The sequence below is a fragment of the uncultured Muriicola sp. genome, assembly GCF_947258935.1.
Classification (GTDB): domain Bacteria; phylum Bacteroidota; class Bacteroidia; order Flavobacteriales; family Flavobacteriaceae; genus Muriicola.
On the sequence record NZ_CAMYKH010000059.1, the window covers coordinates 1 to 13,400 of the forward strand.

The 13,400-nt window shown below is 40.5% G+C and carries 14 protein-coding genes and 1 pseudogene; 9 read left to right on the top strand and 6 right to left on the bottom strand.

What is annotated here, in order from left to right; translation table 11 throughout:
• The 3 genes and pseudogenes from Q0X72_RS10305 to Q0X72_RS10315 form a co-directional block, all read left to right on the top strand.
• A pseudogene (locus Q0X72_RS10305) lies at nucleotides 1-259 on the top strand (beta-ketoacyl-[acyl-carrier-protein] synthase family protein); the annotation flags it as partial.
• A gap of 3 nt (nucleotides 260-262) precedes the next feature.
• A complete protein-coding gene (locus tag Q0X72_RS10310; RefSeq protein ID WP_297764891.1) occupies nucleotides 263-511 on the top strand; it encodes a phosphopantetheine-binding protein in 249 nt (82 codons plus the stop codon).
• Between the two features lie 172 nt (nucleotides 512-683).
• Nucleotides 684-1,025 carry a hypothetical protein gene (locus Q0X72_RS10315; RefSeq protein WP_297764894.1) on the top strand — a complete coding sequence of 114 codons (342 nt, stop codon included), beginning with the start codon at nucleotides 684-686 and terminating at the stop codon, nucleotides 1,023-1,025.
• A 19-nt stretch (nucleotides 1,026-1,044) separates the two neighbouring features.
• Here the strand turns inward: Q0X72_RS10315 and Q0X72_RS10320 are convergent, their stop codons facing one another.
• From Q0X72_RS10320 to Q0X72_RS10335, 4 genes are all read right to left on the bottom strand, one after another.
• Nucleotides 1,045-1,989, bottom strand: coding sequence for a TerC family protein (locus tag Q0X72_RS10320; protein WP_297764896.1), 945 nt, complete (start codon nucleotides 1,987-1,989; stop codon nucleotides 1,045-1,047).
• Between the two features lie 77 nt (nucleotides 1,990-2,066).
• Nucleotides 2,067-3,275 carry a multidrug effflux MFS transporter gene (locus Q0X72_RS10325; RefSeq protein ID WP_297764898.1) on the bottom strand — a complete coding sequence of 403 codons (1,209 nt, stop codon included), beginning with the start codon at nucleotides 3,273-3,275 and terminating at the stop codon, nucleotides 2,067-2,069.
• A gap of 34 nt (nucleotides 3,276-3,309) precedes the next feature.
• On the bottom strand, nucleotides 3,310-3,447 hold the full coding sequence (locus tag Q0X72_RS10330) for a hypothetical protein (RefSeq protein ID WP_297764900.1): 138 nt from the start codon (nucleotides 3,445-3,447) through the stop codon (nucleotides 3,310-3,312).
• Between the two features lie 27 nt (nucleotides 3,448-3,474).
• Nucleotides 3,475-4,407, bottom strand: coding sequence for a DUF6268 family outer membrane beta-barrel protein (locus Q0X72_RS10335; protein ID WP_297764903.1), 933 nt, complete (start codon nucleotides 4,405-4,407; stop codon nucleotides 3,475-3,477).
• 121 nt (nucleotides 4,408-4,528) lie between these two features.
• On the opposite strand from Q0X72_RS10335, the gene Q0X72_RS10340 reads away from it, so the two are divergent.
• The 4 genes from Q0X72_RS10340 to Q0X72_RS10355 all read left to right on the top strand — a co-directional run bounded on the left by Q0X72_RS10340 (nucleotide 4,529) and on the right by Q0X72_RS10355 (nucleotide 9,378).
• Complete coding sequence (locus Q0X72_RS10340) at nucleotides 4,529-4,894, top strand: hypothetical protein (protein WP_297764906.1); 366 nt, start codon at nucleotides 4,529-4,531, stop codon at nucleotides 4,892-4,894.
• A gap of 147 nt (nucleotides 4,895-5,041) precedes the next feature.
• Nucleotides 5,042-6,718, top strand: coding sequence for a tetratricopeptide repeat protein (locus Q0X72_RS10345; RefSeq protein WP_297764909.1), 1,677 nt, complete (start codon nucleotides 5,042-5,044; stop codon nucleotides 6,716-6,718).
• Nucleotides 6,719-6,786: 68 nt separating this feature from the next.
• Nucleotides 6,787-7,857, top strand: a complete 1,071-nt coding sequence (locus Q0X72_RS10350) for an alpha/beta fold hydrolase (RefSeq protein WP_297764911.1) — start codon at nucleotides 6,787-6,789, stop codon at nucleotides 7,855-7,857.
• Between the two features lie 162 nt (nucleotides 7,858-8,019).
• Entirely contained in the window at nucleotides 8,020-9,378 is a 1,359-nt protein-coding gene (locus tag Q0X72_RS10355) for a transglutaminase-like domain-containing protein (protein WP_297764914.1), read from the top strand.
• Nucleotides 9,379-9,393: 15 nt separating this feature from the next.
• On the opposite strand, the gene Q0X72_RS10360 is transcribed toward Q0X72_RS10355, so the two are convergent.
• On the bottom strand, nucleotides 9,394-9,651 hold the full coding sequence (locus Q0X72_RS10360) for a hypothetical protein (RefSeq protein ID WP_297764917.1): 258 nt from the start codon (nucleotides 9,649-9,651) through the stop codon (nucleotides 9,394-9,396).
• Nucleotides 9,652-9,807: 156 nt separating this feature from the next.
• On the opposite strand from Q0X72_RS10360, the gene Q0X72_RS10365 reads away from it, so the two are divergent.
• Together Q0X72_RS10365 and Q0X72_RS10370 are read left to right on the top strand one after the other, a co-directional pair.
• Nucleotides 9,808-11,139 carry a DEAD/DEAH box helicase gene (locus Q0X72_RS10365; protein WP_297764920.1) on the top strand — a complete coding sequence of 444 codons (1,332 nt, stop codon included), beginning with the start codon at nucleotides 9,808-9,810 and terminating at the stop codon, nucleotides 11,137-11,139.
• A gap of 5 nt (nucleotides 11,140-11,144) precedes the next feature.
• Nucleotides 11,145-12,458 carry a DEAD/DEAH box helicase gene (locus Q0X72_RS10370; protein ID WP_297764923.1) on the top strand — a complete coding sequence of 438 codons (1,314 nt, stop codon included), beginning with the start codon at nucleotides 11,145-11,147 and terminating at the stop codon, nucleotides 12,456-12,458.
• A gap of 56 nt (nucleotides 12,459-12,514) precedes the next feature.
• Here the strand turns inward: Q0X72_RS10370 and Q0X72_RS10375 are convergent, their stop codons facing one another.
• Nucleotides 12,515-13,135 (bottom strand): DEAD/DEAH box helicase, encoded by a 621-nt coding sequence (locus Q0X72_RS10375; RefSeq protein WP_297764926.1) that lies wholly within the window; start codon nucleotides 13,133-13,135, stop codon nucleotides 12,515-12,517.
• Nucleotides 13,136-13,400 lie beyond the last annotated feature (265 nt).

The following is a 13,400-nucleotide window of genomic DNA, read 5'->3' on the forward strand; positions in this document are numbered from 1 at the left end:
TTCATTTAAAGGTCTACTAGGTCATTGCCTGGCTGCTGCAGGAAGTATTGAATGTGTTGGTTCTGTTTTGCAGATCTCAAACGGAAAAATATACGGCAATGCTAATTGTGAAGACTTACATCCGGAGATATCCCAAATTATTGATCCATCCAGAGTGCTGCAACAGACCTTAGCAAAAGCTCCCCAAGTGATCGCAAAAGCCAGTTTTGGCTTTGGAGATGTAAATGCATGTGTTATTTTTAAACGACTAAATGATTAATTCATGACAAAAGAGGATCGATATACCCAACTCACGACTATAATCTCACCTTATTTACCCGAAGATGTTTCTGCCGATGCCATAGAACCGCAAAGCAATTTTATAAAAGACTTAAACATCAATTCTGCGAATTTAGTAGACATTGTGCTAGATGTAGAAGATGCTTTCGACATTACACTCGAAAATGAGGACATGGACAGTATGCAAACGGTGCAAGATGCCTTAAACATTATATCTTCCAAATTAAAGTAAGGAATGTCAGGGCTAAATATCACCTACTTGTAGTTATTGTATTCTGCAATGTTTTTTTGGTGACCGCATAGATCGGGTGTCAATTCTGTGTTAATTTTTGACAAAGAATAGTCGAAATTTCGTACCTTAAAAGAGCCTGTGTCAGGTCTCCAATTTCTTTAAGCTGTGCGTCATGGAAATCAAAGAATCATCTTCACCCGTTAAAAGTAAAAAAACCTCAATACCGCATATCCATTATCTGGAAAGGCAACAACGCTACCTATTATCTCTCTCCCATCAACTTGGATCTTATCACTGTGTTCCCAAAACTGAAAAATTATACAAGCAAATGGAGGAGTTAAAATGGTCACTCCATGAACTTATGCAAGAGAATGACAAGTTAATTTCAGGGATCCATACCTCCAATAAAAGTTCGCATGAATACCTGGTGGAATACCAAAGCCAGTTCGATAAGGTTATTCAATTAGAACATGAGATCCTTGCCTATATTGGAAAGGCAAAGATCCACAGTTGATTTGTTCTACTTCTGTTTCTTACTTTGGAGTTTTCTCTGAAATCAACATAGAAAAAATGATTCCCGAAGACAGGGATACTACTATCAGCAATAATGAAATCCATGACGGGATATGTACATATTCTGCTGCCAGCATTTTTAGGCCCACAAAACCTAAGATCACTACCAAACTGTAATTAATAAATCTGAATTTACTCAGCATTCTGGATACTAGAAAATACATGGACCTAAGTCCAAGAATTGCCATAATATTTGAGCTGAAAACGATAAAGGGATCTGCAGTGATTGCCAGAATTGCAGGAATACTGTCTAGTGCAAACATTATGTCTGTTAATTCAATAACAATAAGCGCCACAAAAAGTGGTGTGGCCGCCTTAATCCCCATCCGCCTTATAAAAAAATGATGCCCATTCATATGGGTTGTAAGGGGGTATAATTTCCTGAGATATTTAAAGGCAAGGGCATTTTTTGGATCAAATTTGATGCTTTCCGATTTAAACATCTTGTAGGCCGTATATAGCAAGAAAACCCCAAAGACATAGATGATCCAGTCGAATCTATTAATAAGGGTTATCCCGAAAAGGATCATCAAGGCCCTGAAAACGATTGCCCCTAAAATACCCCAAAAAAGAACCCTGTGCTGGTAGATAGGGGGAATACTGAAGGCAGAAAAGATGACGGCGATCACAAAGACGTTGTCTATGCTAAGTGATAACTCAATAAGATAGCCCGTGATGTAATTTATTACGGCAGCATTAGGTGTCATTTGGGTTGGGTTGTCTACAAGTCCTTCAGAGAACAACCAATAGATAACGCCGCTAAAACTGAGGGCTACGGTTACCCACAAGGCCGTCCATAAACTCGCTTCTTTGCTCCGTATAACATGGTCGTGTTTGTTAAATACGCCAAGATCTAAAGCAAGAAAGATTATGATTAGGGTAATAAAGGCAATCCAAACGAGCATCCACAAAAATTTAATTCAAAAGATACACAACATCTTTTGACATAAAAACATTATACAAGATAGGATTCTCTCCCGATTTAAAGCTTTAAAAATTGTCTTTTTGAAAGATAAAAATACCCGAGAATAACATAGGAAATGACACCACATGCCAGGAACCCAATAAATACAGGCAAAACGGAATCTTTTACGAAACTTCCGATAAAAGCGCTAATAGGGACGGCCATTAAGGTAGCCAGGCATCCTGTTAAAGCCGCCCCAATTCCTGCTATGTGTCCTAACGGCTGCATAGCCAAGGCGCGTAAATTCCCGAAAATAAAACCAACAGCAAAAAACTCGAGTGCAAAGAAAAACAAGACCACCCAATACGGCGGATTTACCCCGGATTGATATATGATTACATAGATAAGGGGGATCAATATATAAAAGGCCATTGCTACGGTAATCAAACGTAACATGCCAAAACGAAGTACCAAAGTGCCATTCAATAGTGTAGCAGTGCCTATGGTAATGGCCAGGGTTGCAAAAATATAGGGGAAGGATTCCTTCATTAGATATTGCTCCTCAAAAATCTGTTGTGACGTACTTAGATATACCAAAAATGAGCCGGTGATAAATCCCCAAATAAAGGTAAACACCATGGTTTGCTTATAGTTCAGCAACTCTCTATACCCGTTCACAAATACATTCATCCTAAAAGAGGTGCGGTTTTCAACGGCCAGGGTTTCAGGTTGTCGTTTCCAGAACCAAAAGGCAACCACTATGGAAAATAATACCTGTACATGAAAAATGGCCTCCCAGCCAAATGCATCTAATACCCATTTCCCCAAGGTGGGCGCTACAATAGGCACTAAAATAAAGACCACAACCACAAAAGACAAGATCCTGGCCATTTGATCCCCGCTATACCTGTCGCGGATCATAGCTACACTAATAGTCCTTGGGGCAGAAAGGGCAATACCTTGCAGTATTCGTCCGGTGATCATCATTTCAAAATTCGGGGCATAGACGCACAGAATACTAGCCCCTATAAAAAGGGTAAAGCCCATATAAACCACCGGTTTTCGTCCAATACTATCCGAGATAGGCCCAAAGAGCAAAGGCCCAACACCAAGGCCCAAAAAGAAGATAGTAATAAGTAGTTGATTTTGTGAAAGGCTTGTAGTTCCTACGGAAATTCCAATAATATCTAAAGCGGGTAGTAAGGCGTCCAAAGCAAGCGCAGCAATAGACATCAATGCCGCCATAAGACCTACAAATTCGAGTTGGGAACGCCTTTTTAATTTCATCCCGCAAAAGTAGCGGATTCTGAAGTATTAAACCTTAGAATACCTTAAAGACGTATCCCAGCAGCCAATACAAAATAAGAAAGACCACCACAGTACCTATACACCCGCAACGACCACCGCCAATTTTTTTGGCACCAATGCCGGCTACAATGGCTCTTATCAGATTTTTCATTAAAAGGAATTTACCTAAAAGTACAGATTATTTCTGCTTTTTCGACAGATCAAAGCGGTAGACCAATTCTGTTTTAAACTGAAACCCATCACCAACATCACTGTTCAAAATTGTTCTGTCTTCCCCGAAGAAGATACCTACCAGAGACAAATCAATAGTATCGTCCGAATCGTACACCTTGTAATTTCTAAAGAAGGCATGGCCAATTTTGGCTCGCAATAGAAGCGAGGGTGTGAGCTTTAGCTGCCCATACACATATAGTTCATTAGAAGCCCTGGTAACATAGTGATCACTAAAACCGGGGTTTTGAATATCATAACTCGTTCCCAAGCCGTCGAACCGGAGTCCGGCCGAGGTAGTAGCACTAAGTTCATAATTCAGATCCACTTTTACAGGCAACAAAACATTGGCCTCAAAAAGGTTGTTTGCACTTTTATAATAGATCCCAAAAATGGGTACTACCAACAACCCAAATTCCTCTCTATTAAGATAGAGACCATAGGTGTATTTTAGTCGGTTTGTTTTAGTATTTGTCAGCAAACCAATGGCTCCCAGCTGTTTTCCTCTAGAAAATCCCGAACTAAAATCGGAGGCAACCTTGGGAATAAGCAGATAGGTCCCGCTCCATTGTTCAGAATAAATGGTATTCCATCCTAATCTCAAACTAAGGGCATATAGAGTTGTCCTGGGCATGGTAGAGGGGTAAAGGCCTAATCCAATGCTTCCCGCCGTAATTCCGGTGATCAATGCGTTCTTTGGATCCAAAACTATAGGGAAATCGAGATTCAAATTCCATTCCTGAATGGCCTTATCATCTGGCGTATCTTCAAAAGATCTGTTAAGTGCAGTGGTATAAGAAAAGGTAGCAAGGTCTATATAATCCTGGGCAACCAGAGACAGACTACCTCCAAGCAGCATACCTGTAACTAATAGAATCCGCAGAGTGATGACTATTCTCATTCAGCTGGCAAGATACTCGTTTTACAAGATTTTGCGGGGTTATCATCTCTTATTAAATATAATATGTTCCTCAAGTAAAACTGAATTAATTGTAACTTTAGGATCAAAAGCTATTGTTATCATGAAAATTAGAATAAAAGGAGATTCCATTAGGTTCCGACTTACCAAAACAGAGGTGGAAACCTTATGTAAAAAAGGATATATAGAAGAGATCACGCATATTGGAGATCAGGTATTCAAATATGCCGTTCAAAGCAAGAAGATGGAATCTTTGGAAGCCAATTATAAGGATCATACCATTCTTATAAACATTAGCGATCAGAAAATTAAGGGATGGGATTCCAATGAAACTGTGGGGTTCGAAACCACTGTAGCTTTAGATAATAACAGCTTACACCTGCTGTTGGAAAAAGATTTCGTCTGCCTCGATGAACGGATCGAAGACCAATCGGACAATTACCCGAATCCCAAGATGTTGACAGATTAAAAACCTATGCAGCTCACAGCAGCCACCCATCTGTAAATCTTTAAAAAAATTGGTTTGGAGAAAGTAGGGTAGAATTATGCTAAAAGTGTAACATTTGGATCCGTTTGTTGTCCTATTATATAATGAGTATAACGAAACTTAACTGCCATGGTAATTACCCGCCTACCCATTAAGAATGCATTGTGCAATGTATTCCTATTCTTTATTTTCTTTGCCCTAAGTGCACAAATTACCTTTACAACAGAACAATACCGGGAAGACATTCGCTTTCTTCAGAAAACGGTCCATAAAGATTTCCCTTTCCTATTTAAAAAGACCACAGCAGAGGATTTTGATGCAGAGGTAGAGAAATTATACCAGGCCATCCCTCAATTGGCAGACCATGAGGTGCTGGTAGGTCTGGCCCGTTTGGTAGCCATGTTCGAATACGGGCATACTATTCTGGGGTATTGGGAGGAGAAAATACCTATCCATCAGTTACAAGTAGTACTTTACGAATACGATGACGGCATCTTTGTTCAAGGGGTACATAAAGACTATCCAAATATTTTAGGGGCAAAACTATTGGCAATAGAAGGGATGCCTGTAAAAGATGTTCTAAAGGCAATGCGTCCGGTAGTTCCGGCAGAAAATGACTCTTATTTGAAGGCTTACGGGCTCCACTACCTTAATTTCCCGGAGTTTTTACATGCCCAGGGAGTGATTAAGGAGATGTCTACTTCCATAGAATTTTTCCTGGAAAAAGACGGAATGAAGTTTCAACAACAGCTAGAAGCAGTCCCTTTTAATAGACCAGCGAGGCAGTATGGAATGGTGGTGCCCGGTGCGGAATGGCTGGAGTCGCGCGACCTTACCCAAACTCCCTTATACCTAAAAAATCTGGAGAAGATCTATTATTATGAATACCTAGAGGATAAAAAAACCGTATACGTTCGTCAAAGCCAGATACAAGATGATTCCTTACAGTCTATTCCGGAATTCTATGCGGAGGTATTCGATTTTATAGACAAGAATGAGGTAGATAAACTCATCCTGGATGTCCGTTTAAACGGGGGTGGGAACAATTATAAAAACAAACCAGTGGTCACCGGGGTCATTGCCAGTAAGATAAACAAACCCGGGAAATTTATGGTCATCATTGGGCGCAGGACCTTTTCTGCCTGCCAGAATCTGGTAAATGAATTGCATACGTATACCAATGCCATCTTCGTAGGCGAGCCTACCGCGGAGAACATCAATTTTTATGGGGATAATAGTCCGGTTACCCTGCCAAATACGCAATTAAATGCCTATATGTCCTTTGCCTGGTGGCAAGACAAACCACAGTGGGAGAACAGGCCTGCGCTATACCCTCATATCGCAACCGGACTTACCTTTGAACAATACCGTACCAATCAGGATCCGGCATTAGAAGCGGCCCTGGCGTATTCTGATACTAATTTTATAGTGGACCCTATGAACTATTTCACCACTTTGTTTACCAATGGTAAGTATGATCAAATACAGCCAGAGGCAGCAAGGATGCTAAAAGATCCCTCTTATAAGTTTTTCGACTTTGAAGGGGAATTTAACAAGGCAGGGTACGCTATGATGTCGTCAAAACAGTTCGAGGAAGCCCTTTTTATTTTTAAACTAAACACTGAACTTTTCCCCAAATCTGCCAACGCCTGGGATAGTCTCGCTGAAGCCTATTGGAAATCAGGAGACACAACCAAGGCAGTGGAATTATACAACAAAGCCATCGCCCTTGATCCGGAAGGAGCTATAGGGGTTCATGCAAGGGAAATGTTACAGACAATGGAGGTGTCCAAATCAAAAGAATAGCCAGTTAGAACTGGCTAGAACTCAAAAAAATAGGAAATACATTATAATATTCATCAATCAAACAATCAATGAAAAAAGTAATCACATCCAAATGGTTTTGGGTTCCCCTTGGTATTCTGGTGCTATTAGTTGGCTTTTATTTCTATAAAGCCCAATTCCGGGGTGTAAAACAGGAAATTTATTTTACATCAGATATTGAGCTCAGAGGCTTGCTGCTAAAACCCGATACTACTGGGCCACATCCGGCCATTATCCTGCTTCATGGGGCAGGAGGGAGCCACCAACATCATAACAAGGCTTTTTTTAGATTCCACGCCAATGCCTTTTTAGAAAAGGGCTTTGCCGTGCTGGTATACACCAAAAGAGGTTCGGGAAATGATGGGTTCAACTATGATTATTTTACCTATAAAGATCTTGTCAATGACGCCTATGCAGCCATCAATTTCTTAAGAAACCAACAAGACATAGACCAACAAAATATTGGTCTTATGGGCGTGAGTGAATCCGGATGGTTTACTCCGGAACTGGCTTTTTTAGACAGGCACATAAAATTTATAATTAACCGTGTTAGTTCTCCTCTTTCTTTTGAAAATACCGTAATTCATGAAGTTAAAATGGATGCGCTTACCGAAGGTTTTACTGAAATGGAAATAATGGAGGATATCCTGCCACTTACAAGACAGATATGGCAGTATTATATTGCGGTATCCAAAGACCCTGCGCTAGCCAAAGGTGAGGAGCGAGAAGAGATCAACGCAAGACTAAAAGAAGCGCATGGTGATGAACGACTAGGAAAATGGTTTCAGTATAAGGAACTGGCGGCATACGACTCCTTAAAATATGCAGCACGAGGGTTTAATTTTGGGTATGATCCTTTACCGTTTTTAGAAAAGATAGACCTGCCTATGCTATACGTAATGGCAGGGAAGGATAAAAACATTCCAACCCAGGAGGTTGTAGATTTTCTAAAAGTGTTCAGGCAAACAAACCAAAAAGATATCCAGCTAAAAGTGTTTCCGGAGGCTAGTCACTATCTTTTTAAATGGGGTTTGGAAGATGGCCCTTATGAAGGCTGGCTCTATCAGGAGGGCTATTTGGAAACCATCACCAATTGGGCGGCGAAGTCAGTAACAAGATAAAAGAATTGAAATAATACATTAAATGTTCATTGGCTTGCACTCTGGCACTTGATTTTCGGGTATTTTATATTCATAAACCATATTCCCAAAATAGTTGTAGCCTGAATCCCTTATTCCATATCTAGTTTCGTAAATTCATACCGCCATTAATTAGTTCACAGCATGAAAAAATTCCGAATTATTTTTGCCTTTGTATTTGCAACGCTTATTTCCTGCAATTATGGTGCGAAGCAAAAAACAGAAGAAAAAGAGCTTGCAGCCAATACCGTCCCCAAGGTAGTTACCGCAGATATAGAGGCCGGCATTAAAGCCAATATTGATAAAAAAGTAGCAGAGGGGGGTGGGTATTTTAATCTGAGTACTGAAGACCAGGAATTACGACTGCAATTAGTACGCGTACATACAGAATACCTGTCTAACCTGGGGCCACAACGGCATTTTGCCTGTGTAGACCTGGCTGATGTAAGCGGGGATGTCTATGATGTGGATTTTTTCCTGGAAGGCGATCCGGGAAACATGACGGTAACCGAAACAACGCTGCACAAACTTAACGGCAAGCCATTTTATACCTGGAAACAACGGAAGGACAAGACCTGGTACCGTTTGCCGTTGGAGAGCGCCTCCAATGATCTGCTAGGCATTAAAGAAGGGGAGGACCAGTTTGAATTTAGCTATGAAGTAACCCTCCCGGAGATCACAGAAGCTGCAAAAATTTGGATACCGGTACCACAAAGTGATCGATTTCAACAGATCGAGATTAAAGAAATTAAAAGTCCGGTGGCCCATAAGATGCTTACAGAAACCTATCACGGCAATTCCGTTTTGTATATGGAACTAAGCCCTGAGGAGAGCGGTAAAAAAGTGGAACTGCTCTACGATGTAGTACGGCAGGAGAAACACCCCTATGAAGACGAAGCGGACGTAGCCAGATACCTCAATGCCAATTTACTGATGCCCGTAGGGGACCGCTTTCAGGTGCTGGCCGATTCCATTATTGGGGATAAACACAAAGAAGGCACCATTATGCAGGCCAGGGCCCTGTATGATTATATTATAGATACTATGAAATATATAAAGGCAGGGACCTACGGCACCGGGGATTCGGTCTACGCCTGCGATGCCTTAACCGGCAACTGTACGGAGTTCCATTCGTTGTTTATTTCGCTGGCCAGATCTGCGGGCATTCCATCGCGCTTTGCGGTAGGTGCCTCCATTCCCTCAGACAGAGACGAAGGAGGTATTGATGGCTATCACTGTTGGGCAGAATTTTATGCCGAAGGGAAATGGTGGCCTGTAGATATCAGTGAAGCCAATAAATATACGGCCCTGGCTACTTACTATTTTGGCCGGCACCCGGCGAATCGAATAGAATTTACTCAGGGACGGGATCTGCATTTGGACCCGGGACCCCAGGGCGGACCTATCAACTTTCTTGCATATCCGGTTATGGAAATAGGAAATACCCCTGCCTTCCCAAAAACATTTTTTTCTTTTCGAAGGAAGGCGGAGCAGGCCATGTAAACATGGGTTAAGCCATTAACTCCCCACAGAATCCTTTTTGGTAGGATGTTCGCCTTCAGGATGTTCGCTACCTTCTTCGGTAGGATGCTCTTCGCCTTCTTCCGTAGGATGTTCTTCACCTTCTGGATGTTCTTCACTTTCGGCATGTTCCTCAGACATTTCAGTGTCTTCTTTCTTCTTGGTATCCCGGCAGGAGCTCATAGCACCGGCTCCTATAAAAAGGAACAAAAGAGCCACCAAGGCTGTGAACTTGAATTTTTTTAAACGGTTCATAATAATGAATGTTTTAGGGTTTATAAAATTAAGTAAACGCGTATTATCTACTTAATGCTATTAAATATAGCAAATTTTGCAAGAACCCAATTCACGAAGCGCTACATAAATACGATTCCCGGGCTTCATGTACCTATATTTGCCAAAATCTATTTTATGTCAAAACAGTTCGCCGATTTAGGAATTAACAAACAGCTTCTTCAAAGCTTAGCCGATTTGCATATTTCCGAACCCACAGATATTCAAAAGAAAACAATTCCGGTGCTATTACATCAAAAAGAAGATGTGGTTGCATTGGCCAAAACAGGCACAGGCAAAACTGCGGCCTTCGGTCTGCCTTTACTACAATTGATCAATACAGCTAATGCGGAGGTACAGGTCGTTATTCTGGCACCTACGCGAGAATTAGGGCACCAAATTTATACGAATTTGCTGTCTTTCGCGGCTCATTCTCCAGCTATATCTGTTGCTTCCGTTTGTGGAGGCATTCCCATTAAACCTCAAATTGAACGTTTAAAAGAAACTACACATATTCTGGTGGCAACGCCGGGGCGATTAATTGACTTAGTTCAGCGGAAAGCTGTCAGCATTCAAAACATAAAATATTTAGTGTTAGATGAAGCAGATGAGATGGTAAGTGCCTTGAAGAAAGATCTGGATATCATTGTTTCGGAAATTCCAAAATCGCGTAGAACCATACTCTTTACGGCCACCATGCCCGGCACTGTGAAACAATTGATTCAGAATTTTATGTCAAAACACGTGGTGCATCTGGAAGCAAATATGGCACAGATGGGGCACCAGGGGATAACGCATCAATACGTGGTTGTTGACCCCATAGAAAAACTAGAAGTATTGCTTCACTTTCTCAATGCCAAAGAAGGAGAGCGAGGCATTATTTTCTGCAGAACCAAGGCAGCGGTAAATAAATTGGCAAAGAAACTCGCCATCAACAAAATCTCATCTGGCGCTATTCACGGCAGTTTATCTCAGGGAATACGCGACCGGATCATGGGGCAATTCCGGGAAGGATTTATAGATATTCTTATAGCTACCGACCTGGCAGCTAGAGGTATTGATGTAAAGGAAACCTCATACGTTGTTAATTACCACCTGCCAGACACCTATGAAGCCTATGTGCACAGAAGTGGCAGAACGGCCAGGGCAGGAGCAGAGGGGCTCTCCCTTAGTGTCATACAAGAAGAAGAACTCAACAAAATTCCTGAATTTGAAAAAGAGTTAGGACTTGTTTTCAGTGAAATTAAAAAGCAAAACCCTGAAAAAAGGGAGGAAACTAATTTGGTGTTGTGGGCTAAAAAAGTTTTTAAGACAAAGCCTAACCGAACTGTTTCCAATGAAACTAAAGAAAAAATAAAAATCCTGTTCCATCATTTAACGAAAGAAGAATTGATAGAAAAAGTAATAGCAGACACTTTATCACAAAAGAGTGCAGCACATTCACAAACACCCACTTCCCTAAAGAAGTAATCCTTATGGCTAATAGCATTAGAGAACAACAAGATATTTTAGAGAAGTTAAAAATAGCTGCATTGAATCCGATGCAGGAAGAAGCTATTTCGGTTATTAATAAAACAACGAATACCATACTCCTTTCCCCAACGGGTACAGGCAAGACTTTAGCTTTTCTATTGCCTATTATTGAATCACTGGATCCGGAATGTACTCAAGTACAGGCATTGATCCTGGTACCTTCCCGGGAACTGGCTATACAAATTGAACAAGTAGTCAGAAATATGGGATCAGGGTTTAAGATAAATGCCGTTTATGGAGGCCGACCCATGTCTAAAGATAAAATTGAACTAAAACATATTCCGGCTATTTTAATAGGAACTCCGGGCAGAATTGCAGATCATTTCAGGAGTGGCCGTTTTTTAAAAACCAGCATTAAAACACTGGTATTAGATGAATTTGATAAGTCACTGGAAACAGGCTTTGAGGAGGAGATGAGTGAGATCATTAGTCAACTACTTCACGTAAACAAACGTATTCTGACTTCTGCCACTATGGGGGTTCAAGTACCAGGTTTTGTGAGGTTAGATAAACCTTTGACAATCAATTATCTAAAAGACAAAAATGAATCTAAACTAGCCATTAAAATAGTAGTTGCTGCAGATAAAAATAAGTTGTCAACCCTGGTAGATTTGTTACAACATATTGGCAATGAACGTGGCATCATTTTTTGTAATTTAAGAGAAAGCATTGATTTGGTAAGTGGGTATATGGAGAAACACGGCATTACCTATGCTTGTTTTTCTGGTGGGATGGAGCAACGAGACAGAGAACGCTCTTTAATAAAATTTAGAAACGGTACCTGTCTGGTGCTTATCGCCACTGATTTGGCAGCCAGGGGAATAGACATACCGGAAATGAACTATATTATTCATTATGAACTGCCCAGGACTGTAGAAGAGTTTACGCACAGAAATGGCAGAACAGCACGGGTAAATTCTAAAGGCACGGCCTATGTTTTGCATTGGGCAAAGGGACGCTTACCCGGGTTTATAAAAAATGAGAAGCCGATAAACATTTCAAATAAAGCACCTGTTAAGTCACAATTTTGGGAAACCTTGTTTATTTCCGGGGGGAGAAAAGATAAAATCTCCAAGGGGGATATCGCCGGACTGTTTTTTAAACAAGGCGAAATCAACAAAGACCAATTAGGTGTAATTGAACTAAAACAAGATTGTGCCTTTGTTGCCGTGCCGGTGTCGATTGCCAATGAGTTGGTCGAAAAATTAAATAATTCACGATTGAAAAAGAAAAAGATCCGTGTATCTATAGTATAGGAAATCACTTATCTCCTTGTTTCGAGGAATAGGGTTACTAATGAATAGGATAGAAATTATTCCTTTGCTTTTCCAACATAATGTGCACGTTCCATAAAGTACTCCTCAAAGCGTTTCAGCCTTGGATGCAAACGTTCTGAATATAATACATACTGACATTTTTTTATGCTTTGGGTAATCGCAAGCATGGCGGTATACTCCGGTTTTTGTAGTAGAAAATCCCCATCATCTATAGAACATATCTTTAATTGGGCAGTATTTACGCCATTTAATAAAAACAATTTGTGTAAGGATCTTGGCGTGGTAATTAGGATGTCTATACCTTCAAATATCTCCGACTTTTGAACATCAATATGCAGCTGGGAATATCCTACATAGACTCTTAGTGAACTATACTTTGTGTATGTCAAAAACGCAGCGTATAATTCCAGTGCTTTTTCTTTATTTTCAACCAGTACAATGGCTCTTGGGGCTTTTCCCTCAGCCTCACACTTCAGTTTTTGAAGGGTAGTAAGTATTAGAGTTGTAGTTTTTCCACTGTCTTTGGGAGCCGTGCAATATACATTAGCGCCACTTTTTATAACAGGAATGCTCTTTTTTTGAAAAGGCGTAGGATTTTCTATGGAAAATATTTCTAATCTTTCCAGTAAGTGGGGATGCAACTTTTTAAATGACATATCTTATTACAACTAAAATGGCAATGTGGAATCTAAGTGTTTTTAAAAAGCAAATATAGGGCTGTTAAAGTAGCATTCAGTACAACGGTTGTGACATACGCAGTTTATTACAAAGATCCTTAGGATGTTTGTAATTACTTGCGAGATGGCGTATTGGCGAGTCAAGTAATCAAAATTTGCTCTGATATAAAATCATAAACGTGCTGTAAACGTAATTTACTTTTACATAATACGGGTCGATATGGTTTTTATAATCCCATATCTG

What these genes read in the sequence shown, in the direction of transcription:
- Q0X72_RS10370 (WP_297764923.1), top strand. Translation starts at nt 11,145, where the DNA reads ATGGCTAATAGCATTAGAGAACAACAAGATATTTTAGAGAAGTTAAAA.
- Q0X72_RS10365 (WP_297764920.1), top strand. Translation starts at nt 9,808, where the DNA reads ATGTCAAAACAGTTCGCCGATTTAGGAATTAACAAACAGCTTCTTCAA.
- Q0X72_RS10325 (WP_297764898.1), bottom strand. Translation starts at nt 3,275, where the DNA reads ATGAAATTAAAAAGGCGTTCCCAACTCGAATTTGTAGGTCTTATGGCG.
- Q0X72_RS10355 (WP_297764914.1), top strand. Translation starts at nt 8,020, where the DNA reads ATGAAAAAATTCCGAATTATTTTTGCCTTTGTATTTGCAACGCTTATT.
- Q0X72_RS10375 (WP_297764926.1), bottom strand. Translation starts at nt 13,135, where the DNA reads ATGTCATTTAAAAAGTTGCATCCCCACTTACTGGAAAGATTAGAAATA.
- Q0X72_RS10360 (WP_297764917.1), bottom strand. Translation starts at nt 9,651, where the DNA reads ATGAACCGTTTAAAAAAATTCAAGTTCACAGCCTTGGTGGCTCTTTTG.
- Q0X72_RS10315 (WP_297764894.1), top strand. Translation starts at nt 684, where the DNA reads ATGGAAATCAAAGAATCATCTTCACCCGTTAAAAGTAAAAAAACCTCA.
- Q0X72_RS10345 (WP_297764909.1), top strand. Translation starts at nt 5,042, where the DNA reads ATGGTAATTACCCGCCTACCCATTAAGAATGCATTGTGCAATGTATTC.
- Q0X72_RS10350 (WP_297764911.1), top strand. Translation starts at nt 6,787, where the DNA reads ATGAAAAAAGTAATCACATCCAAATGGTTTTGGGTTCCCCTTGGTATT.
- Q0X72_RS10340 (WP_297764906.1), top strand. Translation starts at nt 4,529, where the DNA reads ATGAAAATTAGAATAAAAGGAGATTCCATTAGGTTCCGACTTACCAAA.
- Q0X72_RS10320 (WP_297764896.1), bottom strand. Translation starts at nt 1,989, where the DNA reads ATGCTCGTTTGGATTGCCTTTATTACCCTAATCATAATCTTTCTTGCT.
- Q0X72_RS10330 (WP_297764900.1), bottom strand. Translation starts at nt 3,447, where the DNA reads ATGAAAAATCTGATAAGAGCCATTGTAGCCGGCATTGGTGCCAAAAAA.
- Q0X72_RS10335 (WP_297764903.1), bottom strand. Translation starts at nt 4,407, where the DNA reads ATGAGAATAGTCATCACTCTGCGGATTCTATTAGTTACAGGTATGCTG.
- Q0X72_RS10310 (WP_297764891.1), top strand. Translation starts at nt 263, where the DNA reads ATGACAAAAGAGGATCGATATACCCAACTCACGACTATAATCTCACCT.